The 25,539-nt window shown below is 60.9% G+C and carries 25 protein-coding genes; 13 read left to right on the forward strand and 12 right to left on the reverse strand.

Features of this window, described 5'->3' with window-relative positions:
* The first annotated feature begins 2 nt into the window (after window positions 1-2).
* Window positions 3-506 carry an FAS1-like dehydratase domain-containing protein gene (locus tag NJU76_RS26775; protein ID WP_340681266.1) on the forward strand — a complete coding sequence of 168 codons (504 nt, stop codon included), beginning with the start codon at window positions 3-5 and terminating at the stop codon, window positions 504-506.
* On the forward strand, window positions 499-939 hold the full coding sequence (locus tag NJU76_RS26780) for a MaoC family dehydratase (RefSeq protein WP_340681267.1): 441 nt from the start codon (window positions 499-501) through the stop codon (window positions 937-939). The genes NJU76_RS26775 and NJU76_RS26780 overlap by 8 nt, the downstream gene beginning before the upstream one ends.
* A gap of 59 nt (window positions 940-998) precedes the next feature.
* Here NJU76_RS26780 and NJU76_RS21450 read toward each other — a convergent pair whose 3' ends face one another.
* Window positions 999-2,675 carry a thiamine pyrophosphate-binding protein gene (locus tag NJU76_RS21450; protein ID WP_254533831.1) on the reverse strand — a complete coding sequence of 559 codons (1,677 nt, stop codon included), beginning with the start codon at window positions 2,673-2,675 and terminating at the stop codon, window positions 999-1,001.
* 171 nt (window positions 2,676-2,846) lie between these two features.
* Here NJU76_RS21450 and NJU76_RS21455 point away from each other — a divergent pair, with 171 nt between their 5' ends.
* The 4 genes from NJU76_RS21455 to NJU76_RS21470 all read left to right on the forward strand — a co-directional run bounded on the left by NJU76_RS21455 (window position 2,847) and on the right by NJU76_RS21470 (window position 6,443).
* Complete coding sequence (locus NJU76_RS21455; protein WP_254533832.1) at window positions 2,847-4,022, forward strand: CaiB/BaiF CoA transferase family protein; 1,176 nt, start codon at window positions 2,847-2,849, stop codon at window positions 4,020-4,022.
* 201 nt (window positions 4,023-4,223) lie between these two features.
* Window positions 4,224-5,006 (forward strand): enoyl-CoA hydratase/isomerase family protein, encoded by a 783-nt coding sequence (locus NJU76_RS21460; protein WP_254533833.1) that lies wholly within the window; start codon window positions 4,224-4,226, stop codon window positions 5,004-5,006.
* 304 nt (window positions 5,007-5,310) lie between these two features.
* A complete protein-coding gene (locus NJU76_RS21465) occupies window positions 5,311-5,649 on the forward strand; it encodes an AMP-binding enzyme (RefSeq protein WP_254533834.1) in 339 nt (112 codons plus the stop codon).
* The gene (locus NJU76_RS21470) at window positions 5,646-6,443 is read left to right on the forward strand and encodes an enoyl-CoA hydratase/isomerase family protein (protein WP_254533835.1); all 798 of its coding nucleotides are present in this window, start codon (window positions 5,646-5,648) and stop codon (window positions 6,441-6,443) included. The genes NJU76_RS21465 and NJU76_RS21470 overlap by 4 nt, the downstream gene beginning before the upstream one ends.
* Window positions 6,444-6,746: 303 nt before the next feature.
* Here the strand turns inward: NJU76_RS21470 and NJU76_RS21475 are convergent, their stop codons facing one another.
* Window positions 6,747-8,036: an acyl-CoA dehydrogenase family protein gene (locus tag NJU76_RS21475; RefSeq protein ID WP_254533836.1), complete on the reverse strand. Its 1,290-nt coding sequence runs from the start codon at window positions 8,034-8,036 to the stop codon at window positions 6,747-6,749.
* A gap of 438 nt (window positions 8,037-8,474) precedes the next feature.
* On the reverse strand, window positions 8,475-9,656 hold the full coding sequence (locus NJU76_RS21480; protein ID WP_254533837.1) for a CaiB/BaiF CoA transferase family protein: 1,182 nt from the start codon (window positions 9,654-9,656) through the stop codon (window positions 8,475-8,477).
* A gap of 109 nt (window positions 9,657-9,765) precedes the next feature.
* Here NJU76_RS21480 and NJU76_RS21485 point away from each other — a divergent pair, with 109 nt between their 5' ends.
* The 7 genes from NJU76_RS21485 (at window position 9,766) to NJU76_RS21515 (ending at window position 15,566) form a co-directional block, all read left to right on the forward strand.
* Complete coding sequence (locus tag NJU76_RS21485; RefSeq protein ID WP_254533838.1) at window positions 9,766-10,911, forward strand: thiolase C-terminal domain-containing protein; 1,146 nt, start codon at window positions 9,766-9,768, stop codon at window positions 10,909-10,911.
* A gap of 1 nt (window position 10,912) precedes the next feature.
* A complete protein-coding gene (locus tag NJU76_RS21490; RefSeq protein ID WP_254533839.1) occupies window positions 10,913-11,317 on the forward strand; it encodes a Zn-ribbon domain-containing OB-fold protein in 405 nt (134 codons plus the stop codon).
* A gap of 114 nt (window positions 11,318-11,431) precedes the next feature.
* Window positions 11,432-12,637 carry a CaiB/BaiF CoA transferase family protein gene (locus tag NJU76_RS21495; protein ID WP_254533840.1) on the forward strand — a complete coding sequence of 402 codons (1,206 nt, stop codon included), beginning with the start codon at window positions 11,432-11,434 and terminating at the stop codon, window positions 12,635-12,637.
* Between the two features lie 246 nt (window positions 12,638-12,883).
* Window positions 12,884-13,714 carry an IS5 family transposase gene (locus NJU76_RS21500; protein WP_254531048.1) on the forward strand — a complete coding sequence of 277 codons (831 nt, stop codon included), beginning with the start codon at window positions 12,884-12,886 and terminating at the stop codon, window positions 13,712-13,714.
* Between the two features lie 76 nt (window positions 13,715-13,790).
* Window positions 13,791-14,354: a carboxymuconolactone decarboxylase family protein gene (locus NJU76_RS21505; protein ID WP_254533841.1), complete on the forward strand. Its 564-nt coding sequence runs from the start codon at window positions 13,791-13,793 to the stop codon at window positions 14,352-14,354.
* A 66-nt stretch (window positions 14,355-14,420) separates the two neighbouring features.
* Complete coding sequence (locus tag NJU76_RS21510) at window positions 14,421-14,591, forward strand: hypothetical protein (protein ID WP_254533842.1); 171 nt, start codon at window positions 14,421-14,423, stop codon at window positions 14,589-14,591.
* 180 nt (window positions 14,592-14,771) lie between these two features.
* On the forward strand, window positions 14,772-15,566 hold the full coding sequence (locus tag NJU76_RS21515; RefSeq protein WP_254533843.1) for an enoyl-CoA hydratase/isomerase family protein: 795 nt from the start codon (window positions 14,772-14,774) through the stop codon (window positions 15,564-15,566).
* 83 nt (window positions 15,567-15,649) lie between these two features.
* Here NJU76_RS21515 and NJU76_RS21520 read toward each other — a convergent pair whose 3' ends face one another.
* From NJU76_RS21520 to NJU76_RS21560, 9 genes are all read right to left on the reverse strand, one after another.
* Window positions 15,650-16,420: an SDR family NAD(P)-dependent oxidoreductase gene (locus NJU76_RS21520; protein ID WP_254533844.1), complete on the reverse strand. Its 771-nt coding sequence runs from the start codon at window positions 16,418-16,420 to the stop codon at window positions 15,650-15,652.
* Between the two features lie 102 nt (window positions 16,421-16,522).
* On the reverse strand, window positions 16,523-17,341 hold the full coding sequence (locus NJU76_RS21525) for an enoyl-CoA hydratase/isomerase family protein (RefSeq protein WP_254533845.1): 819 nt from the start codon (window positions 17,339-17,341) through the stop codon (window positions 16,523-16,525).
* A 488-nt stretch (window positions 17,342-17,829) separates the two neighbouring features.
* Window positions 17,830-18,999 carry an acyl-CoA dehydrogenase family protein gene (locus NJU76_RS21530; RefSeq protein WP_254533846.1) on the reverse strand — a complete coding sequence of 390 codons (1,170 nt, stop codon included), beginning with the start codon at window positions 18,997-18,999 and terminating at the stop codon, window positions 17,830-17,832.
* Between the two features lie 346 nt (window positions 19,000-19,345).
* Entirely contained in the window at window positions 19,346-20,977 is a 1,632-nt protein-coding gene (locus NJU76_RS21535) for a class I adenylate-forming enzyme family protein (protein ID WP_254533847.1), read from the reverse strand.
* Between the two features lie 345 nt (window positions 20,978-21,322).
* Complete coding sequence (locus tag NJU76_RS21540; protein WP_254533848.1) at window positions 21,323-22,318, reverse strand: TIGR03617 family F420-dependent LLM class oxidoreductase; 996 nt, start codon at window positions 22,316-22,318, stop codon at window positions 21,323-21,325.
* Between the two features lie 264 nt (window positions 22,319-22,582).
* Window positions 22,583-22,780: a hypothetical protein gene (locus NJU76_RS21545; RefSeq protein WP_254533849.1), complete on the reverse strand. Its 198-nt coding sequence runs from the start codon at window positions 22,778-22,780 to the stop codon at window positions 22,583-22,585.
* Window positions 22,781-23,042: 262 nt separating this feature from the next.
* Complete coding sequence (locus NJU76_RS21550) at window positions 23,043-23,375, reverse strand: hypothetical protein (protein WP_254533850.1); 333 nt, start codon at window positions 23,373-23,375, stop codon at window positions 23,043-23,045.
* Between the two features lie 147 nt (window positions 23,376-23,522).
* Complete coding sequence (locus NJU76_RS21555; RefSeq protein ID WP_254533851.1) at window positions 23,523-24,410, reverse strand: HpcH/HpaI aldolase/citrate lyase family protein; 888 nt, start codon at window positions 24,408-24,410, stop codon at window positions 23,523-23,525.
* A gap of 251 nt (window positions 24,411-24,661) precedes the next feature.
* Complete coding sequence (locus NJU76_RS21560) at window positions 24,662-25,399, reverse strand: polysaccharide deacetylase family protein (protein WP_254533852.1); 738 nt, start codon at window positions 25,397-25,399, stop codon at window positions 24,662-24,664.
* Between the last annotated feature and the right edge of the window lie 140 nt (window positions 25,400-25,539).

Genomic DNA, 25,539 nt, shown 5'->3' on the forward strand with positions numbered 1-25,539 from the left:
CGATGCCCTCGAAATCGCTCGATGAACTGGAAGCGCAAGTCGGTCGCACGGTGACCACGGTGGAGAACCTCGTCGTCGAGCCCGGGAAAGTCGAGGAGTTCGCACGGGCAATCAAAGACGATAACCCAGCGTTCCGAGACGAAGACGTCGCGCGCGAGCAGGGGTACGAGTCGATTCCTGCACCGCTTACGTTCACACGGACGGCCTACTTCCCTCGCTATCGACCTGACGGAATCGGCCTCGATCACGGGTTCGACCTCGGGTTCGATCAGTCTCGCGTCGTCCACGGCGAGCAAGAGTACATCTACGAACAGCAGATACTCGCCGGCGACGTGCTGTCAGGAAAAACGACGCTCGTCGACGTCTACGAACGAGACGGGTCTCGTGGTGGGACGATGACCTTCGCAGTGCTCGAGACCGCGTATCGGAACGCCGATGGTGAGCACGTTCTCACGGAACGGCTCACGCGAATCGAACTCGCGGCCCAGGGTGATGACGGTGACTGATCGCTACGAGCGACGGCTCACCGCCGACGACGTCGCGGTCGGCGAGACGGGTCCGGAAGTCGTCGTCGAAGAGCTGGAGCGGGAAGATTTCGTCCGGTACGCTGGCGCGAGTGGCGACTTCAATCCAATCCACTACGACGAACCGTACGCGCAGGACGCCGGCAACGAGAGCGTCTTCGGACAGGGAATGCTCACCGCGGGGTTCGCTTCGCACTTGGTCTCCGACTGGTTCGGTCTGGACCGGGTCGAGCGGTTTACGATCCGATTTCAGAGCCCGGTGTTTCCGGGCGATACGATCACGGTGACGGGCGAAATCACCGACGTGGAAGACGGCGATGCCGCCGCGGTGGTCACTACCGATCTCGAGGCCACGACCGACGACGGGACCGTCGTTTTGAGCGGGGAGACGGTCGCGTCGCTGCCGTGGGCGTAAGCGGTCGGCGAATCGCTTCGCGTTCGGTTCGTTTGAGTGCGGTGAAACTGTCAGCCAATTTATATCTTACTGCGGTGGCGAACGGCACTGTTCGTCTTGCAGTCGACGACGACCGGTCCGTCTGGGTGGCGGCTGAGAACGGCACTGATCTCTTCGAGGTCGTCGGACGAGCGGACGGTGTACCCGTCAGCGCCGAGCGACTGTGCGACGTCGGCCACGTCGGGCGACTCCACGAGGGCGACGTCCGCATCGTACTCGCTGGTTAGCAGACTGTGGTATTCCGTTCCGAGGGCGCTGTCGTTCATGACGACGATGGTCATCGGGACCTCGTGGCGAACGGCCGTGTCGATCTCCTGAAGCGCCATCATGAAGCCCGCGTCACCACAGACTGCGACGGGTGCCCGCTCCCCCGAATTCAATGCGGCGCCGATTCCGTGGGGAAGCCCCTGCCCGATCGCGGCGAAATCGAGCGTCCAGAGCAGATCGCCCGGTTCGGGCGTCGAGATTCCGTCGAGAACCCATCGCGAGAAGTGGCCGCCGTCGCTGATGACTAGCCGGTTTTCGGGCAGGAACCGATCGAGCCCTCTCACGAGTTCGCGAGGGTCGATTCGTCCCTCCTGTTCCGGGAAATTCCCCTCGTCGAGCGTCGGCGTTTCCGCGATCCGAGTTTCGAGCCGATCCGTCCAGAACTCTCCGTCTCGGTCGATTCCGTGCTCCTCGAGTTTTTCGGTCAACGCCTCGACCGTCAGCCGGGCGTCGCCTCGAACGCCGAGGTCGACCGATTCGAACCGGCCGAACGAGGAGACATCCGTATCGATGTGGACGACTTTCGTCTCGTCGTCGATGAGATGGCCGGAATCCGTCGTGTACGGGGTCAAGCTACACCCGACCGCCAGGACGAAGTCGCTCTCGTGGAAGTGTTTGTTTGCGATGTTGCTTCCGAAGTCGCCGGTGAACCCGACCGAGAACGGATGATCGTCGAAGTACCCTCGAGCCTGCAGGGTGGTGGCCAGGACGCTGTTCGTCCGCTCGGCGAACGACTCGATCGCCTCTTTCGCGCCCGCCTCGATCGCGCCACGACCGGCGATGGCGATAGGGATTTTGGTCGCGTCCGAATCGAGATACAGATCGAGGGCTGCGTCGATCGTATCCTCGTCAGGGTGGACTCCCGCGTCCGAGCCGACAGTGTTCGTCGGCACGGCCGCCCGATCTCGTTTGACGTCGACGTCGGAATCGGGTATCTCTCCGTCCAGTATATCCCACGGAACCTGTACCGCGATCGGCCCCTCTCCGGTTCGAATACTTCGGAAGGCCTCCGCTACGGTTTGAAGTAGCGTATCGGCGCTACGAGCGGCTCGGACGGTTCCCACCGTCGACTCGAGGTAGGATTCCTGTTCGAACGCTTTGATATCGTATGTATCGGAGAGTTGCGGTTCCGGGACTATAACGAGAAGCTTCGATCCTTTCTTTCGAGCGGTGACGAGCGAGGTCCCGGTCTGCGCGATTGCGGGGCCCCGGCCGACGATACAGACGCCAATGTCGTCACCTGCACGCGAGTACCCGTCGGCCATCGCGACGGCCCCCTGCTCGTGGCGTGAGTGGACGACGCGTATCTCTCCGCTCCAGTGTTCTTGTACTGTCGAGAGCGTACGCATCGTATCTTCGCTCATCAGCGCGAATATCGTCTCGATCCCCTCTGCATCGAACAGTCGTATGACTGCCTCGTGCGCTTTCATATTCCCTCGTCTCGCTAATGATTCGCATACATAATGGTAGTACCGGTGAAGTCGGGCGAGAGCGGCCGTTTCCTCGGATCGGTCACTCGAGAGTATCCCCTTTTTGCACTCACAATCGCCTGACGGTCCGACGTCCGAATATTTATATACCCGTCTCTGCGACTACATCGCATGCAGCCGTTACAGGATATTGACGTTCTAGACCTCACCCAGTCGATAGCAGGGCCACTTTGTACCCAGATGTTGGGCGAGATGGGCGCGGAGGTAATCAAGGTGGAGCCTCCGGGCGGAGACGCCTTTCGATCCCTGATGAACGGGAATTTTTTCACCGCGTACAATAATGGGAAAAAGAGCATCTGCGTCGATCTGAAGACGGACGAGGGACGTGAGCTTCTCACAGACCTCGCCGCCAAAGCGGACGTGTTGGTCGAGAGTTTCCGCCCGGGTGTCCTGGCGGAGTACGGTCTCGATTACGAAACCGTCTCGAAAGAGAACGAGGGCATCGTCTACTGCTCGCTGTCTGGATTCGGCCAAACGGGACCCTATCACGACTATCCCGGCTACGACCCGGTTATACAGGCGATCTCGGGACTGATGGCGACGACGGGCTATCCGGATCAGCCGCCGGTTCGTATCCGCTCGAGCCTGATCGATTGCGGCACCGGCACCAACGCGGCCTTCGCGGTCATGGCTGCGATCCGCGAGCGGGACAAGACGGGTGAAGGCGATTACATCGACGTTTCGCTCTTTGACGTCGGGATCTCGTGGATGTCGTATTGGATCGCCAACTACAACACGACGGGGAAGATTCCGGAACGAAACGGACAGAAAGGCATCGGCAGCGCTCCGAACGGTCTCTTCGAGGCGTCCGACGGCTACGTGTACATGATCACGATGACACAGGCCATGTTCGAACGAGTGTGCGAGGCCGTGGACCGTCCTGACCTGATCGACGACGAAAAGTACCTCACGATGGATGATCGGATCGAAAATCGTTCGGAGCTGCGCAAGGAGCTTCAGGAAGCCTTCGCCTCCTTTACGGCTCAAGAACTGGAAACCCTCCTGCTTGAATCGCGCGTCCCCGCGGCCGCGGTGCGAACGATCGACGAGGTCGTCGAACTCCCACACCTCAAGGCACGATCCATGCTCACCGAATCGTACAACCCGGAAGCGGACGAGCCGGTCGATGTCGCGTCCCTCCCGTTTACGTTCGGGTCCGACGGCGACCGACCCGGGTACAGCACCCCGCCGCCGGAGAAAGGCGAGCACACTGCTGAAGTCCTCGAGCAGTTCGAGTACTCCGGCAATCAGATCGAAACCCTCCGAAGCAACGGCGCTATCGAGTAAGCGAGACGAGACGAAAATCCGCAGATGCAGCCGTTTTGGCGACGCCGGTGACGGAGGTGGCCGTTTGGCGGAGACGAAAGCCGCCGCTCGAGACGACTACCCCTTTTGACTCCCCTCCGTCTCCGTCGAACGCCGATTCCACATCTCTCCTTCGGAGAGACATCACACGATTCAAGAAGTCACCCCATGAATCGCGTATCGATGAGTGTGACTCTCACACAGGAACCCGATCGACCCCACGTCGCACACCTTCGTCTCGATGCAAACGAACTGAACCTCCTCTCGCTGGAACTCGCCCACGACGTTCGGGACGCGATCGAATCGACACCTGCTGCGGTTTCCGTCCTCACTATCGCAGCCTCACAGCCTGACAACGGCGTTCGCGGCCTGACTGCCGGGCTGGACCTCGAGTGGGCCCGAGATCTCACCCCACACGAGGGCCAGGATCTGTTGGTCGCGTTTTACGACATGATTCAGGCGATCAGAGACCTCGAAGCGGTCACGGTCTGTGGGTGCGGGACGTACACGCTCGGTGTGGGGTTCGAACTGGCGATGGCGTGTGAATTCCGCGTCACGACTGACGATGCAACGCTCGGCCTCCCCGAAGTCAACGTCGGTCTTCCGACGGTGATCCACGGCGGCTTGCTGCTTCGACTCGTCGGGGAGGGAATCGCGAACGAACTGATCTACAGGGGCGATCCGATCGACGGCGCTCGTGCGTCGGAACTGGGAATCGTGACCGATTCGGTTGCGGTCGACGAGTACACTGACACGATGGACGACCTCGTCTCTGACCTCGCAGTGAAGAGTCCACACGTACTGACGCTTCAAAAGCGCGTCATGAACCGATTTCGATCGAACGGCCTCGAGTCGGGAATGGCCGGTAGCATCGGTGACATCGGCCGGGCGTTCGGAAGCTACGACCAGCGAGAAGCGATGGCGGCGTTTCTCGAAGATCGAGAGCCGGAGTTCGAAGAACCGTAGCTCGAGACGGAGTCGAGTCTGGTCTCCTCGCCGTCCACCCGCCGAGAAGACTCTAGGGGCGTGGGATGTGGGAGATAACTGGTCAGACGTGTGCGTCCAGAATGTGGGGGACGAGGCGATGCACCTCTGCGTTTCGCTTGCAGTATCGAGACCACCCCACTACAGATGGTTCGGTAGGTAGCCGTCGCGATGCACGACAATTCTAGCACGTATCTCGAGCACGTCGACAGGCATGAGGCAACGGCGCCAACGAGAGAGAGACGCTGGTACCGAATCGACGATTCGGCGACGAGGTCGGCTACAGTTGTTACCTTGGTCGCGGGGACGACGTAATAATCGGGTCCAGCTATCGGATCATCCGCCGGAAATCGAGTCCAGCCTGAACACCTATTCCGCCGTAAGGAAAGCGGCAGTCGTCGGCCTTTCCGACCTCGAGCGTACGAACCTCGTCAGGCCCGTCCCCAAGCCGGCGATGGGCGTCGAGCCGTCCGACGACCTGGTTGAGGAACTGCAGGAACACGTCAAACCGAACCTGGCCACGTTTCAGTGTCGCCACGAAATCGAGTTCGTCGACAACCTCCCGAAGACGATAACCGGTAAGATAAAACGGAATCAGCCCCGAAACGAGGGTGAGACACAATGACTGACGACCCTGTTCGACTGGACGTATCCGACGGTGCCGCACGCATCGAATTGAACCGACCGGACAAGTACAACGCGTTGAACGACGCGCTGGTCGCTCGCCTCTCAGAGTCTCTCGAGACGGTCGAGCGAGATCCCGACATCCGGTGCGTCGTGTTATCGGGCGCTGGCGATGCGTTCTGCGCGGGCGGCGATATCGATCGGATGCGGCGTCGGCGCGAACGAGAGGTCACGCCGCCTCAAATGCGTCGTGAAGTTATCTTCCAGGTGAGGAGCACGGTCGAACGCCTATTCTCCCTCGAAAAACCGGTGATCGTCAAAGTGGACGGCTTCGCGATGGGCGCCGGCGCGAACCTCGCGCTCGCGGGCGACCTTGTGTTCGCCGCCACTGACGCGACGTTCGGCCAGTCGTTTTCGAACGTCGGGATGTCGGTCGACTTCGGGGGCTCGTTCTTGCTTCCACAACTCGTCGGCCTCCACAAGGCCAAGGAATTGGTGTTCTCGGCCGAGCCCATTTCCGGCGCCGAGGCCGCGGAAATGGGGCTCGTTAACGATGCTGTTCCGGCGGCGGAGCTCGACGCGCTGGTCGACGAGTGGGTTGCGGACCTCTCGACGGCGCCGACCGATGCCCTCGTACTGGCGAAGCAGAATTTGAACGACGGAGCCGTCGTCGACTTCTCGACGGCGCTTCGGAACGAATCGACGGCGCAGGGGCTCCTCCGGGCGACACACGATCACCGAGAGGGCGTCGACGCGTTTTTCGAGGACCGCGATCCAGAGTTCGAAGGGGAGTAAGTCCAAGAATCAATGCGGAAAATACGCCTCCATGGGTGAGAGACCCTTATGCACATCGATACCGACATCGGACGAGCAGCGCATTACCGTCAGAGGGGCGGATCACACGGACAGTCTCATAGGACCCCTCGATTTCGGTGAATTCTTTTGTGTCCATCTGACGGCCGAAGGCGGCTAGAACGCGACCTCGCAACACAGTTCGACGACCTGCTCGAGGGAGAGCCGCGATCGAAAACAGAACCCGGCGGTCTGTTGGACAAGCTCGTCGAGTGAGGTGCCGGCGCGAGACGTAGACGGTTGTCCTTACTCGTCTCTGGTCCGCGCTGGCTGTTGGTCCACGTTCAACCAGGGGAGTCCCTCGCGTTCGTTCCCGACGAGGTCTCCGTCGAACTCCTCATCGAGGAGCTCTTTGTAGGCGTCCGACTGGACGACGCTCTTCATCACCTCAGTCGCGCCGCCCATGAACCTTCCCGCACGGACGTCGCGCTGTATCTGTTCGATCGGGTACGACGTCGTCGTTCCGATGCCACCCATGATCTGAATGCAGGTGTCGGCGATGTCGTGGGCCAGGTCGTTTCCGAGCCACTTCGCCATCGCGCTCTCCATTCGGCCCGCGGAGACGCCGCGGTCGTCCATGATTCGCGCCGCTCGGGTGTTGAGCAGGTACGCGCCGTCGAGCCGCGTCGTCATTTCGGCGATCTTGTGATTGACGGCCTGATATCGCGAGACCGGCCGTTCGTTGACCTCGCGGTTCGCCGTGTAGTTGGCGGCGATTTCGAGCGCCTGCTGGCTCGCGCCGAGACAGTAGCGGGCGACGGTCAGGTGTTCGAGGTTGAGTTCGTCGGTAATGTACGCCCACGCCTCGCCTTCGGCTCCGACGAGGTTCTCTTCGGGCACGCGGACGTCGTCGAACTGCATCCACGATGCCCCAGTTCCGCGAAAGCCGTGCCAGTCGGACTGATCCTCGACGAGTTCGATCCCGCCGGTTTCGCGATCGATTACGATGATCGAGACGCCGTCGCGGTCGCCGTCTTCCCCGCCCGTGCGCACGGGCGTGAAATAGAAGTCGGCGTACGGCGCGAAGTCGATGAATCGTTTTTCACCGTTGACGACCCACTCGTCGCCGTCTCTCTCGGCGCTCGTCTCGAGATGGGCGATGTCTGTTCCGCTTCGCGGTTCCGTGTAGGCCTGCGAAACGACGAGGTCGCCCGAGGCCATCGGCTCGAGATAGGTCTCTTTGATGTGCCGATTCCCGTGTTCGTACATCGTGCGCCCGACGTGCTGCGTCAGTGATGTCTGGCAGGCGTGAACGATGTTGCCGCAGTATCCGATAGCCTGCTCGGCCAACACCGTCTGGAGTATGGTGCCGCCCGGACCGCCGTACTCTTCGGGAACCGAGATGCAGTTGAAGCCCGCCTCCCCCATCCGACTGACGTACTCCTGCCAGACCTCGCGGGACACCTCGTTCTCGTCTAAGGCCCGGAAGTGGTCGTAGCCGAGCCCGTCGACGAACACCTCGGTCTCGAGTGTGGTTATCGCGTCGGCCAGATACTGTTCTTCCGCGTTTGTCAGAAACGTGTCTTCACCGATCATAGGGAATAGTTCAGCTGATACGACCCGTGACCATAAATATTACAACAAGCCAACTGTTGCAACTGGATAAAATAGCGTCATAACATCGTTCGACGGGATTTCCCGTTCCGCAAGAATGGACGGCTCATCGGGTCAGATAGGGTTACGTTCCGACTGTGGTCGGCTGCAAGCACTCGACATCGAACCGAGTTGTAGACGGGACGGAATGGCGAGAATCCGGTGGGTCCGAGATCGTCATGGTCCAAGAGCAAATGCGCCTGTATCAAATTTGCTGGGCTCACGATCGACGGTCTCGGTTCACGTTGGGGAACATATAACCTGTCTCTTCCGCGTGTGCGATACCCCCTCATCGAATTCCCGCGATCATTCCGGAGAGACGCCGTTCGACCGGGCTGAGTCAGTATGACATTCCTCGAAACGCACTCCGGAACCGCGGGCTCACGACGACTCTCGCAGGATGTCCGCGTCTAACAGGTCGGAAATTGTCTCTTCGTCGTAGCCATACTCATCGAGCACGGCCCGCGTGTGTTCGCCTTTTCGCGGCGGCGGAGACGCAGTCTCGACCGAACTGTCAGCAAACCGGAATGGCATTCGCGTCGTTCGACACTCGGTCTCGAGCCACTGATTGTACGTGTCGACGAACAGATCCCGATGGTCGGCGTGCGGATCGTCCTCGACCAGTTCGTCGATCGACTGAAGCGGTCCAGCGGGGACGCCGGCCTCGGCCAAGAGTTCGACCAGTTCCCGGCGGTCGTGTCGCTCGAACGATGATTCGAGTTCCGCGTTGAGTGATTCTCGGTTCTCCCACCGATCGGCGGCGGTCTCGAAGCGCTCGTCCTCGAGCAAGTCCTCACGCTCTGTGACCCGACAGAGCCGCTGGTACAGTTTCTCAGATGCCGTTGCGAGGTAGAACGGCTGCCCGTCGCCGGCTTCGAAAATACCGTAGGGAGACATTCCGTAAAGACCTGCGCCCGATCGCTTGGGAAGATCGTCCGTGGAGGTGTAGTGGGCAACCCAGTAGCCCATCCACGTCGTGGCGACGTCGAACAACGACAGGTCGATGTGCGTCCCGCTCTCCGATCCGGGACGGATCAGTCCGCCCATGACGAGCATCGCACCCGTCAGTCCGGTCGTGTAATCGATCGCGCTGGTTCCGAGACGAACTGGATCGCCGTCGGTGTCACCGGTGACGCTCATGAGGCCGGACATCGCCTGCGCGACCGGGTCGTAGGCGGGATACTGCTCGTATGGCCCGTCCTGACCGAATCCAGTAATGGAACAGTAGACGAGGTCTTCGTTTTCTTCGACGAGATCTTCGTAGCCGAGACCGAACCGTTCCATCACACCCGGTCGGAAACTTTCGACGATGACATCGGCGGCGGCGGCCAGGTCGCGAGCGACCGCTCGTCCCGAGTCGCTCTTCAGGTCGAGGCTGATGCTCCGCTTGCCGCGGTTACACGATGCGAACATCGATCCATCGATCAGGGGTCTGAACGCGTCCCCTTCGGGCGGCTCTACTTTCACGACGTTCGCTCCGAGGACTGCCAACGACTGGGTACAGATCGGACCGGCGATGGACTGTGTGAAGTCGAGTACGTCAATTCCTCTTAGTGGTTGCATAGCGGATAACTCACGGTACGGAACGCACTGAGTAATATGCACCGTCTGACCGACATCGAGACCTCGATCTTCAACAAGAATTATGTATGCATCTGCTGGAATAGCGTCTATGGGATCGTCACAACGGGTCGCAGTGACAGGTATCGGCGAATCTCCTATCGGAAGTACCCCGGATATGGATTCGATCAATCTCTACGCGACCGCCTGTCACGAGGCGGTCGACGACGCCGGACTCGAGAAAGACGATATCGACGGGCTCGTAACGGGATACTCGCTCGTCGACCCGAAATTGATGCACAGCACGGTCGTCGCGGACTATCTCGGCTTGAATCTCTCGTACAACGAGAGCCTGCGGCTCGGCGGTGCGACGCCGTTCGTCGGCGTGTGCCACGCTGCGAACGCGATCCGGCAGGGGCAATGTGAAAACGTCGTGATCGCGTTCGGTGACAACCGGCGCACCGGGTTCTCGAAAGGAGATGGGGTGAGCAACCTCGCGACGGAGGTCGGCCACCCCGAGTTCGAAAATCCGTTCGGTCCGATGGTGCCGTCGTTGTACGCGCTCATCGCACAGAAGCACATGGCGAAGTACGGGACCACCGCGGCGGAACTCGCGACTGTCTCGGTCGCCTGTCGCGAACACGCGTCGATGCGAGGGAAGGGACAGCAGACCGATCCGATCGCGGTCGAGGACGTGCTCTCCTCGGGCATGATCTCGTCGCCGCTTCACAAACTGGAGTGTGCGTTGATCAGCGACTGTGCCGGCGCCGTCGTCGTTTCCTCGGCTGATGCGGCGGCGGATACCCGCGCCCCCGTCGAACTCACCGGCTACGGGGAGGGACACGGGTCCGAGTACATCCACCGGCGAAACGATCTGCTGTACAGCCCCGCGGTCGAAAGCGGTTCCACGGCGTTCGAAATGGCCGACCGAACGCCCGACGAGGTCGACGTCGCGCAATTGTACGACTGCTTCTCGATCACGCCGCTCATGCTGCTCGAGGATCTCGGATTCTGCGAGAAGGGCGAGGGCGGCGAGTTCGTCCGCAAGCGGGGAATCACGGTCGATGGTGACCTGCCGGTGAACACGCACGGCGGGGAACTCTCCTACGCAGGTGCCGGCGTCTTCCACATTCTCGAAGCCGCGAGACAGATTCGAGGGGAGGCCGCAGAGACGCAGGTCGAGACGGACGTAGCGCTCGCCCACGGTGTCGGCGGTGTCCTGTCTACGAACGCGACGCTGCTCATGGAGGCGTGGTAACATGAGCGACAAACCCGTTCCGACGCCGTCCGAAGACACCGGCCGGTTCTGGGACGCCTGTAACGACGGCCGGTTCGTCGTCCAGCGATGCACCGACTGCGGAACGGAGCTGTTCTATCCGGCGGCGGCCTGCCCCAACTGCTGGAACACGGACTTCGACGATGTTGAGCTAAACGGGAACGGAACTGTCGAATCGTTCACCGTCGTCCACCGTGCGCCGACCGACGCGTTCGAAGGAGAAACGCCGTACGTCGTCGCGCTCGTTACGATGGGGACCGAAAACGACGTGACGGTGATGGCGAACGTCCTCGCGAATCCGGGCGACGTCTCGGTCGGTGACTCGGTCACGATGACCTGGGAGGAACGCAACGGCCAGCAGCTCTATCAGTTCGAACTCGCGGAGTAGCCCTTCTTCCCAACGTCGGTTTTCACTCGCGAGCGACGATGGACGGCCGGTCCGACGAGGAGCCGGTGTGGGTACTTTCCAAACACTTACCCGAATTCGAGAATAGGGACAGGTATGGAACCAGCGAATACCCCGAAAACTGACGTCTTACCCCTCGACGGGATCACTGTCGTTGATCTGACCCAGGTCGCCGCCGGCCCGTTCGCAACGATGGCACTCGGCGACCTCGGAGCGGAAGTGATCAAGATCGAAGCCGTCGGCCGAGGCGATCGGAGTCGGTCCATTCAGCCACGGCCCGCCTACTTCGATACGCTGAACCGGAACAAGTACAGCGTCGCTATCGACCTCAAAAGTGACGCGGGACAGGAGGCCGCCCAGCGTCTCGTCGCCGACGCCGACGTGTTCATCGAGAGTACGAAACCCGGCCGTGCCGAGTCGTTCGGACTCGGGTACGAGACTGTGTCCGAACTGAATCCCGACCTCATCTACTGTTCGATCTCCGGATTCGGCCGCGACAGCCCGTACGAGGAACTTCCCGCGTGGGATATGCTGATTCAGGGTATGAGCGGGATCATGAGTATTACAGGCGAAGAAGGTGGGCAACCGCTGTGGTCGGGCCTCCCGAGCGGGGATCTCATCGCCGGTTCCTACGCTAGCCAGAGCGTGCTCGCCGCGCTGTACGCTCGAGAGCGGGGACGGATCGACGGCGAGTGGATCGAGGTACCCATGTTGGACGCAGCGATAACGTGGCTCACCGCCCGCGCGGGCTACACGTTCGGCTACGACGAGCCGTTTCCCCGCCTCGGGACACACCATCCGTCGATCTTCCCCTTCGGGAAGTACGACTGTGCCGATATGCCGATCATCGTCGCTGCGGGGACGCCGTCGTTCTGGCGCGGTTTCTGTCGCGCGATCGATCGCCCGAATCTCCTCGAGGACGAGCAGTTTGCCACGATGGACGACCGGGTCGACAACCGAGCGGAACTGGACGACATCATCGAACCGATCCTGGAATCGGAATCGAGCGACTACTGGATCGATCGGTTCCACGGCGAGGGCGTTCCCGCTGGTCCGATCTACGACACGAAGACGGTCTGGGAGGACGAACACGTCAAACAGCGCGGACTCCACCAAATCATGGAACGCGACGGCCGGGAGAACGCGGACGTGATCGACCAACCCGTCCACTTCGCCCACCTCGGCACCCAACTCGAGGTCCCGCCTCAAGAACTCGGTGAGAGCACCGATTCGATCCTCGAGCGCCACGGCTATTCGGCCGACGATCTCGAGCGACTCCGCGAGGAAGGTGTCATCGGGTAGCACACGGGGATTGCGACTCGAGCGTCGACGTGAGGAATTATCGCTCCTGGTCCATGCTTCCGTTTCTATGGTCTTCACCGCCTCCAGTCCCGGTTATCATTTCCACGGCCTCTCCCATCTTCATTTCGTGTCGTTCGACCGTTTTCAACCCGGTCCCCGAATCGAGTTATACGGTTCTATTGAATCCACTGACGGCGTCGGGGTAAGTCGTCAGAATGATTGAATTGAAGCGGCAGAGGAAGCTTTGTGCAAAAGACTCTCTTCCGCTTCGTTAAACAGGCTGTGTCGATCGCACGAAAACTTACTGATGCAGCGCTGATGCAGATCAGCCATCCTGCCGGCAACGGAGTTGCCGGCTGGAAGCACGCTGTCCTGCATTTTCTCCGGCTTCACATGGAAGCAACGCTCGAAGAAGTCCTCGATTGGGCCGAAGAGATGGAGCGGGTACGAGCCGCGCTCAATCTCAAGCGCGGCGAGCTCCCCGGCCCATCCGCGCTCTGCAAGTCGTTTGACCGAGCGCCGATGCGGATCTGGCGAGAGCTGCTCCGACTTTCGTCGGAGCTGCTCGAGCAGTCTGGTCACGCCGCCATTGACGCCACGTACTTCGACCGTCGACAGGCATCAACCCACTATCTCAACCGCTGTGACCGAGACGTACGGACGATACAAGCGACGTTTCTCGTCGATACCGCGCAGGGCGCGGTTATCGACGTTCACTGCAGCACGAAGTGGCCTAACGGAACCAACATCGGGCCGCAGGTCGCCCGGCGCAACGCCGGCGACCTGCTCAGCCTCGCCGCTGACAAAGGCTACGACGATATGAGCTTCCGCGAAGAGCTTCGTGCTGAAGAAGTAAGACCACTGATCAAACATCGCGTCTTCGCACCCTACGATCACGCGCACAATGCGCGGATAGAGGATGAACTCTACAACCAGCGCTCAATCTGTGAAACCGTGAACTCGGTGATCAAGCGCTCGTACGGCTCCGCCGTCCGAGCGCGTGCATGGTATCGCCAGTTCCGTGAAATCGCTCTCGCAGCCGCAGTCTATAACGTCGAACAAGCCGTCAAACAATGAATCCCGTCGCCCTCTGCGGATTCAATAGAGCCGAGTTATACCGAAGAACTAAGTCGATTTGCGAGCCCTGTCACCTATGGCCCGCATCCCGCTGCCGCGACAGTCGGACCTTCCGGATGAGTACCAGTATCTCCTCGGCGAAGACGCACTCGGCGAACGCGAACTGCTACAGGCCATCGGAGCGAACCCGCCGATCCTCCAGACGTACATGCGCCACGGGACCGCACTGTGGAACCACGCCGGCCTCTCATCGCGGGAGGTAGAGGTAGTGATCCTGGCGGTCGCTCGAGAACTAGACAACGAGTACGAGTGGCACCAGCACGTCGGACTCGCTCGTGACGTCGGCGTCGAACACGCGGAAATCAGAGCGATCAGCGCCGGCCACTTCGACGAGTTCGATCCCGCCGACACCGCGTTGCTCGAGTACGCACAACGGACTGCTCGCCGAGCGGTCGACGACGACGCACACGATCTGATCGAGGACCAGTTCGACGAGGAGACGGTCGCGGGTATCGTGTCCCTGGTTGGCCACTACCTCGGTACTGCTGTCGTCATCGACGCCCTTGAGCTTCGGCCCGAGACCGCGTTCGTCGGCTGGGACCCGGACGATGAGCGGATCGAGACGTACGATCAGGAGTAGCTCAGCGAAGCACCGACGCAGCGGTCTCGAAAGACGCGATCATGACCAGGTCATGAGAGCCGATCGATGGCCGTCTCCTTCGCGTTTGCGGGTCTGCTGGCCCCGCTCCTGGCCGGACTGACGTTCGATTCGATCAGCGGTTACACCCCCGCCCTCGTCGTCGCCGAGGTCGGTGCGATACTCGGAGCGGGCTGTGTATCCGGCGCGGCCCGGACGGCACCGGCTACCGCACGGTAACGGGGACGATTCTCGTCGGCGACCGTCTACCCCGATCGAGAGCAGGCAACGGCACGTGCGGCCTCTTCGATCACTGCATTCCCCCTTCTCGTCTACGTGTCGCCGTTCGATGCGTCGTCGTCGAACGCGCCGTCGGCCTCGAGGGAAAACGTTATTCCCCACCATTTCGTGCACCTTCTCATGTCCGATGACGTAGTAACCGCCACGGTCACGGAAGGAGTCGGCCGAATGACGATCGAACGACCCGAGAGCATGAACGCGTTCACTCCTCGCGTCTTAGAGGAGTTACACGATGCGATTCGATCGTTCGAGGAGAACGACGACGTTCGCGCGATTGTGTTTACTGGTGCCGGCGACCGCGCGTTCTGTGCGGGTGTCGACCTCGGCGACGAGGGTGGACTCAATCAATCGACGCCGGATGCGTTGGATACAGTCCACAGGGCGCAGCGGGTTCTCAAGGCGCTCCGACGGACGCCGCTTCCGGTCGTCGGTGCGATAAACGGATACGCGATGGGTGCCGGGATGGATCTCGCGCTGGGTACCGACATTAAAGTCGTCAAGGCCGATGCCGTGTTGAGCCAGTCGTACGTGAACGTGGGCCTTTCGCCGGGCGACGGCGGTGCATACATGCTACCCCGACTCGTCGGCGAAGAAATCGCAAAGGATCTCATCTTCTCCGGCCGCCAAATCTCCGGCACGGAGGCCGGCGAACTTGGCATCGCCTCGACGGTCGTCGACGGCGACGCAGACCGCACTCGAGAAGTTGCCCACGAGTGCGCCCACGAACTGGCCAACGGGCCCTCCGTCGCGCTCGGAAACGCGAAGCAACTCGTCAACGAGGCTCACGACGTCAACCTGGAGACCGGACTCGAACACGCGATCGAAGCGCTCGGCGAGTGTCGCGAGACGGACGACCACGCCGAAGCCGTCGCCGCGTTCGAGGAGAAGCGCGATCCAGAATTCACGGGCGAGTAGGGTCGATTCGAGGGGAGAAACGGCGACCGGCAACCCTCAAGGTAGCACGCCCACCTCGAGGGGGATCGGCGAACGACTCGTCCCTAGCCGACCATCGTTAGCCCGCCGGAGACGCTCAGCACCTGTCCCGTGACGAACGCCGCATCCTCCGATGCCATAAACGCGACGGCACCCGCGATGTCCTCCGGTTCGGCCATCCGGCCGAGCGGAACCTGGTTCTCCATGCTGCCGAGAATTTTGTCCCCGAGCTCCGAGTCCTCTCGCATCTCCGCCACGAGCGGCGTGTCAGCCGGCCCAGGCGCGATGACGTTGCAGTTTACGTTGTTCCGTGCCAGCTCTCGTGCGAGGGTCTTCGTAAATGCGATAACGCCACCTTTGCACCCGGCGTACACCGCTTCACCAGAACTCCCCACGCGTCCCGCGTCCGACGAGATGTTCACGATGGAACCCTCAGTCCCCGAGTCGACGAAATAATCGGCGACAGCTCGCGAACAGTTGATCTGCCCCCTGAGATTGACATCGATCAGGCGGTCCCAGACCGACGAATCTTGTTCCGTGAACCACTCGATGCGATCCCAGCCGGCGTTGTTGACGAGCACGTCGACGCCGCCGAGTTCGTCGACCGTTTCCGAAACCATCGTCTCGACCGCGTCGAAGTCCGCCACGTCGGCGATACCGGTGATGGCCTCGCTGCCATCCGATTCGATCAGCGAGACCGTCTCTTCGGCGTTCTCTTCGACGACGTCGTTTACGACGACGACCGCTCCTTCCTCCGCGAGACGGCGTGCGATACCGCGACCGATACCGCGGCCGCTGCCGGTTACGATGACCCGCTTGTCACTAAGTCCACGCATAGTCTAGCCTGATGATAACACGTCGCATAACGATTGCGATCGAACGGGAGATGATCCCCGAAAATCCGCCGATTACACCCGTCAAACCGCTACGCCGTTCCGTTACTCGTGGTCAACCGGCTGTGACCCGGTGAACGACCGCGGGGTCTGGTCTTCTCTGTTGACGAACGCTTCGGCTCGGTCGCGGAACTCGTCGGAATCCCAGACAGCGGCCGTCATATCTCGAGCCATCTCTTGGTTGACCATGCCGATGTTCGTCCACGTCTTCATGATTGTCTTGATGGCGCGGTAGGCCTGCGGACTCTTGTTCGATACGACGTCGTCAGCGAGCGAGACCGCTGCGTCTCGAGCAGAGCCGTCGTCGACGATTCGATTGACGAGCCCCCACTCCTGCATCTGGGTGGCGGGATACATTTCTCCGAGCAGCAGCATTTCCCGCGCCCGTTTCTCCCCGACGAGCAGCGGGAGCAACTGGACGCCACCGCCGGCGGCGGTCGAGCCGACGCCGACCTCGGGTTGGCCGAACCTGGCCGACTCGCCGGCGACGATGAGATCACACCCCATCGCCAGTTCGTTTCCGCCCGCGGCACAGACCCCTTCGATCGCGGCGATCGTTGGTTTTCCCGTGTCCCTGAGCACGTCGATCGTTTCGAAGTACTGGCTCATCCAGCGCGTTCCCTCCTCGAACACCATCTCGGTCAGATCGCCAAGGTCGGCCCCCGAGCAGAAAACGTCCGCAGTCGTCCCGAGGACGATCGCGTCGATGTCCGTGTCGCGGTCTGCCGCCGTGAAGGCGTCATCTAGCTCCTGGATCGTTCGCAGATCGAGGGTGTTGTGCTGGGCTTCGTTGTCGAGCAGAACGTGGGCGATCCGCTCGTTCGATTCGTCCGTCGTGACCGAGATCCTGTCAAAGGAAGACATCCAGTGCTGATCACACTTCCCCGGGCCATAATTGCTTTGACCTGTTCGATCGAAAAGTGACGGGAGCGGTCGATCGATCGATGCTTCCGTCTCTCGAGAGAGTGAGAGATATTCGGTCACTTCCTCGAGATTCCGAACCGTCTGGCTTCAGGGCAAATACCTGACGGCAATCCGTTCGACCGCGACGCCCTGCGGGTTGCGCGCATGACGCTCCGTCCGCCTGGAGGTCCTCGAGAAAACGCCGAGCGAAAGCCGCTCCAACCGCAGCTACGTCGACCTGAAGCGACGGATGTACAACGACGACGGCGAGGAAGTGATGTCAGCTATCTCTTACAATATCGTTCGGCGGCGGGAATCGAACGACGAAGCCCGACCGGCCCCAGTTTCGAATCGTTCGGCACTCGAGACCTGCTGCCCCACGAGGACGCTCGTAGTTACGCGAGGCTGGCGCCACGTCCCGCACCGAGAGAACGGCGTCCGAGATCGATTTAGTACGAGCGGGGGAGATCGAGGACGTGCTGTGAGATGTAATTTTTGACCATCTCGTTCGAGATCGGTGCGATCACGTTGATCATGACCTCGCGCCAGTAGCGCTCGACGTCGTACTCCTTTGCGTATCCCATCCCGCCGTGGACGCGAACGGCGCGCTCGCAGGCCTCGATCGCGTCCTCGCTCGCCCGGAGCTTGACGGCGTTCGCCTCGGGGCCAGAATTCTGTCCGTCGTCGTACAGCCACGCCGCTTTCCGGATCATCAGTTCGTTCTGGGCCAGTTTACTCCACGAGTCCGCGAGCGGATGCTGGATCGCCTGATAGGAACCGATCGTGCTATCGAAGACTTCGCGCTCGCGAGCGTAGCCGGCGGCCTTCTCGAGTGCGGCCTGGCCAATGCCGACCGCGTTCGCGGCGATACTGATCCGTTCGGAGTTCGTAAACGCGAGGAGGTATTTGAATCCCTCTCCCTCCTCGCCGATCCGATCCTCAGCGGGTACTCGGAAGTCTTCGAACCAGACCTCGTTCGAATCCGCGGCACCCCGACCGGCCTTCGGAATTTCGCTCACGTCGACGCTGCCCATGTCCTCGTTGAACTCGGTGAAAAACAGCGTGAGGCCGCCGAATCGGTCGCTCTCCTCTCTCGGCTGCGTCCGCGTGAGCAGCATGATGACGTCCGCCTCCTGTGCCTTCGAGGTCCAGATCTTCTGGCCGTTGACGATGTACTCGTCACCGTCGCGCTCGGCGAACGTCTCGATCTGTGACGTGTCCGTCCCCGCGTTCGGCTCCGTGACACCGGTACAGACCATGACGTCACCATCTGCGATACTCGGAAGGTACCGTTCTTTGTGGTCGTCGGAGCCGTATTCGACCAGCGGCGCGGTGCTGAACACGTGGTGTGACGTGATCGACGTGCCCGCCATCGCAGCGCCAGAGCGGGCGATTTCCTGCTGGATGATGCTCGCTTCCTGCACGCCGTATCCCTGTCCACCGTACGCTTCCGGAATCGTGACGCCACACCAGCCACCGTCGGCGAACTCCTCGTAGAACTCCCACCCAAACTCGTGTTGCATGTCCTTTTCGCGCCAGTACTCGTCGCCGAACTGCTCACAGAGATCTTGAATCTCGCTTCTGATTAGTTTCTGCTCGTCGCTGAGCTCGAAATCCATACTGTGTGCCTTTCGGGAAGGCGACTTATAGACATCGGTGGTCCAACTCATGAACTCGAGTCGATCCCGCATCCACTCGTAATCGGGACTGAAACCACTACCAGGGGCGATGCTACCGACTACCTATCGACCGTTCGTCGAGCCATTCATGTCCGTGGCGGGCTTGTTCGACGTCTCGGATGGGATAGCCACGCTGATGAACGGACATGAATGGCTCTACGAACTCAACGATCCGGAAAACGAACCGCGTGGATCGAGAACCCCCAATCGCGCTCCTTGAACACGTCGACGATGTGGATGCGAACGACGACCCGCGAGCCTGCGTCTCCGGGCCCGACGCTCGTCGCTAGTCAGTTTTGTATCGAGCCGCGACGCGGTCGCGGAGTTCGATCTTTTGAATCTTCTCCCCGTGTGGCCCCTCCGATCGAGGGAATTCGTCGACGAACTCGACGTCTTCCGGCACTTTGTAGTCTGCGACCCGATCTTCGAGAAACGTCCGGAGATCGCCGACCTCGAGATCGGTCTCGCTGCGCTTGACGAACGCGACTGGCACCTGTCCGTGTCTGGGGTGAGGTGCGCCGACGACCTGGGAGCGTTCGACACCGGGGTGCTCGTCGATGACTGTCTCGATATCATGCGGCGTGACGAGAAATCCCCGAACGCGGAGTGCGTCATCGAGTCGTGACTTGTAGTAGAAGTACCCCTGTTCGTCGCGAACCCCGAGGTCGCCGGTGTGGAACCAGCCGTCATCGTCGACGTTCTCGGCTGTTTTTTCGGGCTTTTCGTGGTACTCGTTCATCACGTTGTACCCGCGGAGACAGATCTCTCCCTCCGTACCCGGCGGCAGCGTCTCGCCGGTTTTCGGGTTGACGATTCGAAGCTCGAGGTCGGAATGGATCGGCGGCCCGCCGACCTTTTTTCGCTGCGTGATCGAATCAGTTGGATCGCCGATGAAGATCTGACTATTCCCTTCCGAGAGACCATATGGTTGGACCAGCGGGAAACCGAATGCCTCCTCCAGATCCTCGAAGACGGCTTCGTCGTAGCCCATTGTTATGAACCCGGTTGCACCGCGCTCCATCGAACCGACCCGTTCTGGATCGAAGCTATCGTGACGCACCATTCGCAACAGCATCGTGGCCAGCGCAGACATGTACGTCACCTCGTGGGACTCGACGAGTTCGATCGTTCGTTCGGCGTCGAAATGTGTCTGGACGACCAGCGGGATGCCGTGAGCCAGCGCGCTCAGAAACATATTGTACCCCCAGATGCCACAGAACGGGAGAACGCCGAGCGCGACGTCGTCCGCTGAGATGTCGAAGAACGTTCCCACGTTGTACGAGTGATTCAGGAGCGAACGGTTGGACTGGAGACACCCCTTCGGATCGCTCGTCGTCCCGCTGGTGTAGAACACCGCGGCGGGCACAGTCGGGTCATCGGCCGGCGGTCTCTCGTCGTCGTTTCGACCGCCGTCCACGAACTCCTCGTAGCGCCGGACTGCCGGATAGTTCGGGTGGGACTCGAGGGCGACGACGTGGTTCAGCGCCCCGTCGTGCTCGCTCGAGAACGACACCGGATCGTTCTCGCGAATTTCGGGAACGACCTCCGAGAGCATGTTCAAATGATCGTTTCCGAGAAACGTCTCCTCGGTGAGCAACAGTTTGCAATCGGAGTCGTCCACCATGTACGCCAGTTCGTGCGTGCGGTAGCGCGTGTTGACCGCGACGACCGCCGCCCCGAGATACGACGCGGCAAGTTGCGTCGTTATCCACTCCGGGCGGTTGCTCAACCAGACCGCGATCCGATCGCCGGCGCTCACACCGACGTCAGCCAGCGCGTGTGCGAGCGCTTGGCTCTCTGCGATCAGCTCCGCATAGCTCGTCCGATCGCCGTCGAAGACGAGCGCCGTTCGGTCCGGCCGCCGGTCTGCGACCGCCGCGATTCCCTGGTAGACAGTGGCATCGTCCCACTCGAGCATAGCGTGTCTATCCGTAGCATCGAACAAAAGTTCTCTGTTGAGACCGTCAGCATCGGTGACGGCCTGGCGGACGGATGGCCGTGTGTACGATGACGTCCGGTGAGTTGCTGGACGTTCTGTCGAGACTGACTCGGTGGGAGCGAACTCGGTTTCCGTCCGATCCGAAGGCGTTCCCGTCGAACTTCACCTCATGGATCAGTCCTCGTCTGTGTTTCGGGCCCAGTGATCCGGTTGTTCCTCTTTCTCGCGTGTTCGTAGCTTTTCTTTCGGGATCCCGGATGTGGTATTCCGTACACCCGCATCCGAGATCTCGTATACGCGGTCCTCGGCACCACGCGCCTGGCGCTATTGCGACAGGATGCGGTGCCAGTGGTCCTCGCCGCGGTAGGGTGCGTACAGCGAGATCCGATCGATGTGCGTGTACCGCTCTTCGATCTTGCCCCGAAGTTCGTCGTACGCCCCCTCGACGGAGAACGCCGCGACCATTTCGTCGGTGACGAGATCCGGCATCTCGTTCCAGCGGTCCTCGACCGACAGTTCGTGGAGGTCGTCGCAGACGTCCCCCCAGCCGTGGACTGCGAAGATTCGTTTGTACGTTCGCGTCGACCCGTAGAACGCGATCTGCCGCCGGATCTCCTCGCGCGCCTCTTCGCGTTCCGCGTCGGTCTCGCCGGTGATCGCGAACACGTTCGTCACGAGCGTCACATCGTCCGGATCGCGATCACCCCGCGCCGCGCCGGCTTCGATATCGGGGACGACCTCCTGTTCGATGTACGCCGGTGAATTGAGCGGATGGACGTGTAATCCGTCGCAGAGTTCCCCGGCGAGCCTGACGTTGTACGAATTGACGCCGGCGATGTAGACCGGGACGCGCGGCTGCTGGATCGGCTCTGGGCGCCAGTCCGCCGGGCAGAGCGAGATCGAGTAGAAATCGCCGTCGTACTGTGGGTGGCGGTCCGCTTCCCACGATGCCCAGATCTCGCGAAGTACCTCGACGTACTCCCGGAGTCGCGGACCCGGCGAATCCCATTCGACGCTGAACCGACGTTCGATGTGGCCCTTGACCTGCGTTCCGAGCCCCAGCAGGAATCGGCCGTCTGACAGCGATTGGAGGTCCCACGCCGTGTAGGCGGTCACCATCGGACTGCGGGGGAACGCGACTGTGATGGCCGTTCCGAGATCCATTCGATCGCTTCCGTTCGCTAGTTGCGTCGTCAACGTAAACGGCGAGTGCGTCGTCTCGGTGACCCACGCACCGTCGAATCCGACTTCCTCTGCCGCTGTCGCGAGTTCGTCTGTCTCCGTGACGGATGGAGAGGCAAAATTTGCGTCAAATTTCACGTCAATACGATTATCGAAGATAGGAATAAACCTTCCGAGAGATGTGCCCGAGTGACGAAACGAACGCGCGGCGGTCGGTTGCAGCGTCCAAAATTCGTGCCTGATGCGTTCGGTCACTCCTCGCTCGAGGCCGCTTTCGCAGGTCGGCGAAACCGAGTTTCGACCACGGCACCCTCGCTATGCTAGCGGACTCGAGCCCTCGCCGATTTCGGATACTCGAACGGTCCTCAGACCGAGCTAGAGGTATCCGCTCATCTCGACGGGTCACCCGCGTTTCTTGACAAAAGGTGACGAGGTCATCTCGATGACGACGTCGTCATTGTGCGTGAGAACGATCCAGTCGAGAACGACGCCGCCGCGGTCACTACTCATGGGGGAGGTCTCCATGACCTCGACGTGCGTTCGAATTTCGTCGCCGACCGAAACCGGGTTTGTGAACTCGAGCGATTCAGCGCCGAGCATCGCGAGTTCCATTCCTTCAATCTGTTGATATGTATGGCCAGTGACCGTGTGAAAATCATGGTATAAATGAAATGATCAGACAGTTGGCACGGTCTTCGAACCGGGGCTCGAAATTCGACGACAGTAGCGTACCGAACCGGCGACCATCCCCCGGGGTCGCCTGGCCGAGTCGACTCAGGCGACAGCCTGATGCCGTCCGTCGGTTCCCGTGATCGGTTCGCAGCTGGAATTTGTAGGCCCGTTTTGCGGATCTACGTGTCCATCAGAACCCTCCACTGAAGAGCCCGAACCCGGCCTCGTCCGATTTGTTCTCGTCCTCGCCGGACGGTGAATCCGTCTCGTCGGCCACTTCGTCGGCTTCGATCGTCTCGGTCTCTTCGGATTCGTCCATTTCGGCGAGTCGCTGCGCATACTCGCCCGTTCGTTCGATGACGTCGTCGTCCTGAATGGCGAACGCCCATTTGATCGTATCGGGGACCTGCTCCGGGGCCACACCGCCGCGTTCCGCAAACGCGGCCACGGCCATTCGTCTCTCGTCGTCCAGTTCTTCAATTTCCTCGCACAGGAACTCGGGCACGTTTTCGGGGGGGTGCATAGATGCCGTGACACACGGTATCACATAATATATGTGTACCGGCACGTTTCCGGTTCCGTCAGGAGGGACACGCAACGGTTCCCCAATTCGCGATGCCACATCGGCTTCAAGCTCTCAAACCGGCTGGTTCCCGTCTGTGACGCAGCGTCAGTCCACCATGTCGAACGCTCGAGCCCGTTCCAGGATATCCTCACCGCGTTTTATATGGGCGATATCGATCATTTCCCCCTCGAACCGGACTGCACCGCGGGACTCCTCGACTTCCGCCGTTTCCATCTCTTCCATTACCCGCTGCCAGAATTCCACGTCGTCCTCGTCGGGCGTGAAAATATCATTGATAGGTTCGACGTGGCTCGGGTGGATTACCTGGTAGCCGGTGTATCCGAGCGATCGGAGCCACGTCGCTTCTTCTCGTAACCCGTCGATGTCTTCGACGTTCGTCCACGCGCCGCCGAAAAATTGCTCGATCCCCGCCGCCTTGCCGTCGAGAAGGACCTTCGACAGCATGTGTAGCTTCTCGGTCCCTTCTCGGGTCCACTCCCAGCCAAGCGCCCGTTCGACGTCGGCACCGCGGCTGGTCCCGCCCACGATCGCAGCGACGCGATCGCTCGCCTGACACAGTTCGTGGGCGTTGTAGAATCCTCGGGGCGTTTCGGGGAGCGCGATTATTTCGGTCCGGCTCTCGATTCCGCGCCTCGACTCGAGATACGAGAGGACGTGATCCGTGCGCGTCACGTCCTCCGTCCGCGGGAGTTTCGGAACGACGACGCCGTCCAGCCGGTCGTGAACGACTGCATCGAGGTCCGCTTCGAACAGCCCCGTTTCCGGGGCGTTGATACGAACGGTGATCGCCTTGTCCGTATCCCACCGATCGTATGCGTTGGCGACGATTTCGCGTGCCTCATCTTTTTCGCTTGGCGGAACGGAATCCTCGAGATCGAAGATGAACGCGTCCGCGTCGTACTTCTCCGGCGCTTCGTGTACCCAGTCTTCGTTGTTCGCCGGAATGTAAAGGATCGAACGGATCGGACGCATCGTTACTCGTCCTCCGGTTCGGTCTTCCCGCGTGTCTGTGTCGGCATCTCACGGAGAGAACTGCTTCTACGTAAAAAAACGTTAGGGATCGAGTTAATCCACCGCCCGAAACCGGGTGTACCCGGCTGACCGCAGACGCACTCGTACTCGAGGTTCAGTCGCGGGTCGCGAGTCACCAGCCGATACTGACAGACGAGACAGAATATCATCTTCGCATATATATGAGATATATGATCAGTGGTCGACGGCGGTTACTCGACGCGCACGGGTCGGACGCAGTCGAGAACGATCCCTGTGCCGCCTCGGTCGAGTTGCTCGCCGACGGAGACCGGTTCGATTGCGGCTATCCACTCCTCGAACGCCGACCACCCGTCGTGATACTCGAGGACCGGTGGATGAAAAAGAAACGGGGCCTCGCCTGCGTCGGCTTTTTCCTGCAATCGGTTCATCGCCTCCGCGGGTGAGCGGTTTTCGAGGAGCCTCGTGTCGAACGGTTCGACTGGTTCCACGAGTTCGACGGTTTCCATGTTGTGATCCGTCCGTCCGAGTACCCAGTCGAATCCTGCGTCCTCGACGGCCTGCACTGCACCGTTGCTGAGTCGGCGAAACGGCACGAAAAAGCCGTTCGGTGTGATGCCCGTCGCGTCCTCGATGGCCGCCAATCCGGTGGTAATCGCATCGTGTGCCGACTCGTACGACAGGTCTGCGTACGCGTGGTGACGGTGCGAGTGGAACGTAATCTCGTGGCCGTCGGCGTCGAGCGTCTCGATGATATCGGCCTGCTCCTCGGCGTCGCGGCCGAGAAACGCGAAGCTTCCAGTTGCATCGTTCTCCTGGAGCAACGCCGAGACGCGCTCGAAGTCTCCGAGTTCGTACTCCGCGATGCAGAACCACGCTTTCCATCTGTGGCGGTCCGGGAATTCACCGTCGGTAAACAGACTCAACCACGTTTCGAACTCTCGCAGCACCGGGGGAGCGACGTCTCGCATCTTTCGTCCCTCGTCTATCGCTCTCCATCAGGCCGATTAAACGTTCCGGCGATCGGCCGGACGGTTACGCGATCGTCAGCCGTATCTCGTCCGTATCCTGCGGTGCTGTGCCTGATCGACGCGGTCCGCTCGAGAACCGC

This window comes from Natrinema gelatinilyticum, assembly GCF_024266705.1.
Lineage (GTDB): Archaea > Halobacteriota > Halobacteria > Halobacteriales > Natrialbaceae > Natrinema > Natrinema gelatinilyticum.

Bases quoted from the DNA above. Each gene is read 5' to 3' on its own strand.
- NJU76_RS26775 (WP_340681266.1), top strand. From the start codon at position 3: ATGCCCTCGAAATCGCTCGATGAACTGGAAGCGCAAGTCGGTCGCACG.
- NJU76_RS21450 (WP_254533831.1), bottom strand. From the start codon at position 2,675: ATGAAAGCGCACGAGGCAGTCATACGACTGTTCGATGCAGAGGGGATC.
- NJU76_RS21455 (WP_254533832.1), top strand. From the start codon at position 2,847: ATGCAGCCGTTACAGGATATTGACGTTCTAGACCTCACCCAGTCGATA.
- NJU76_RS21460 (WP_254533833.1), top strand. From the start codon at position 4,224: ATGAGTGTGACTCTCACACAGGAACCCGATCGACCCCACGTCGCACAC.
- NJU76_RS21470 (WP_254533835.1), top strand. From the start codon at position 5,646: ATGACTGACGACCCTGTTCGACTGGACGTATCCGACGGTGCCGCACGC.
- NJU76_RS21475 (WP_254533836.1), bottom strand. From the start codon at position 8,036: ATGATCGGTGAAGACACGTTTCTGACAAACGCGGAAGAACAGTATCTG.
- NJU76_RS21480 (WP_254533837.1), bottom strand. From the start codon at position 9,656: ATGCAACCACTAAGAGGAATTGACGTACTCGACTTCACACAGTCCATC.
- NJU76_RS21485 (WP_254533838.1), top strand. From the start codon at position 9,766: ATGGGATCGTCACAACGGGTCGCAGTGACAGGTATCGGCGAATCTCCT.
- NJU76_RS21490 (WP_254533839.1), top strand. From the start codon at position 10,913: ATGAGCGACAAACCCGTTCCGACGCCGTCCGAAGACACCGGCCGGTTC.
- NJU76_RS21495 (WP_254533840.1), top strand. From the start codon at position 11,432: ATGGAACCAGCGAATACCCCGAAAACTGACGTCTTACCCCTCGACGGG.
- NJU76_RS21505 (WP_254533841.1), top strand. From the start codon at position 13,791: ATGGCCCGCATCCCGCTGCCGCGACAGTCGGACCTTCCGGATGAGTAC.
- NJU76_RS21510 (WP_254533842.1), top strand. From the start codon at position 14,421: ATGGCCGTCTCCTTCGCGTTTGCGGGTCTGCTGGCCCCGCTCCTGGCC.
- NJU76_RS21515 (WP_254533843.1), top strand. From the start codon at position 14,772: ATGTCCGATGACGTAGTAACCGCCACGGTCACGGAAGGAGTCGGCCGA.
- NJU76_RS21520 (WP_254533844.1), bottom strand. From the start codon at position 16,420: ATGCGTGGACTTAGTGACAAGCGGGTCATCGTAACCGGCAGCGGCCGC.
- NJU76_RS21525 (WP_254533845.1), bottom strand. From the start codon at position 17,341: ATGTCTTCCTTTGACAGGATCTCGGTCACGACGGACGAATCGAACGAG.
- NJU76_RS21530 (WP_254533846.1), bottom strand. From the start codon at position 18,999: ATGGATTTCGAGCTCAGCGACGAGCAGAAACTAATCAGAAGCGAGATT.
- NJU76_RS21535 (WP_254533847.1), bottom strand. From the start codon at position 20,977: ATGCTCGAGTGGGACGATGCCACTGTCTACCAGGGAATCGCGGCGGTC.
- NJU76_RS21545 (WP_254533849.1), bottom strand. From the start codon at position 22,780: ATGCTCGGCGCTGAATCGCTCGAGTTCACAAACCCGGTTTCGGTCGGC.
- NJU76_RS21550 (WP_254533850.1), bottom strand. From the start codon at position 23,375: ATGCACCCCCCCGAAAACGTGCCCGAGTTCCTGTGCGAGGAAATTGAA.
- NJU76_RS21555 (WP_254533851.1), bottom strand. From the start codon at position 24,410: ATGCGTCCGATCCGTTCGATCCTTTACATTCCGGCGAACAACGAAGAC.
- NJU76_RS21560 (WP_254533852.1), bottom strand. From the start codon at position 25,399: ATGCGAGACGTCGCTCCCCCGGTGCTGCGAGAGTTCGAAACGTGGTTG.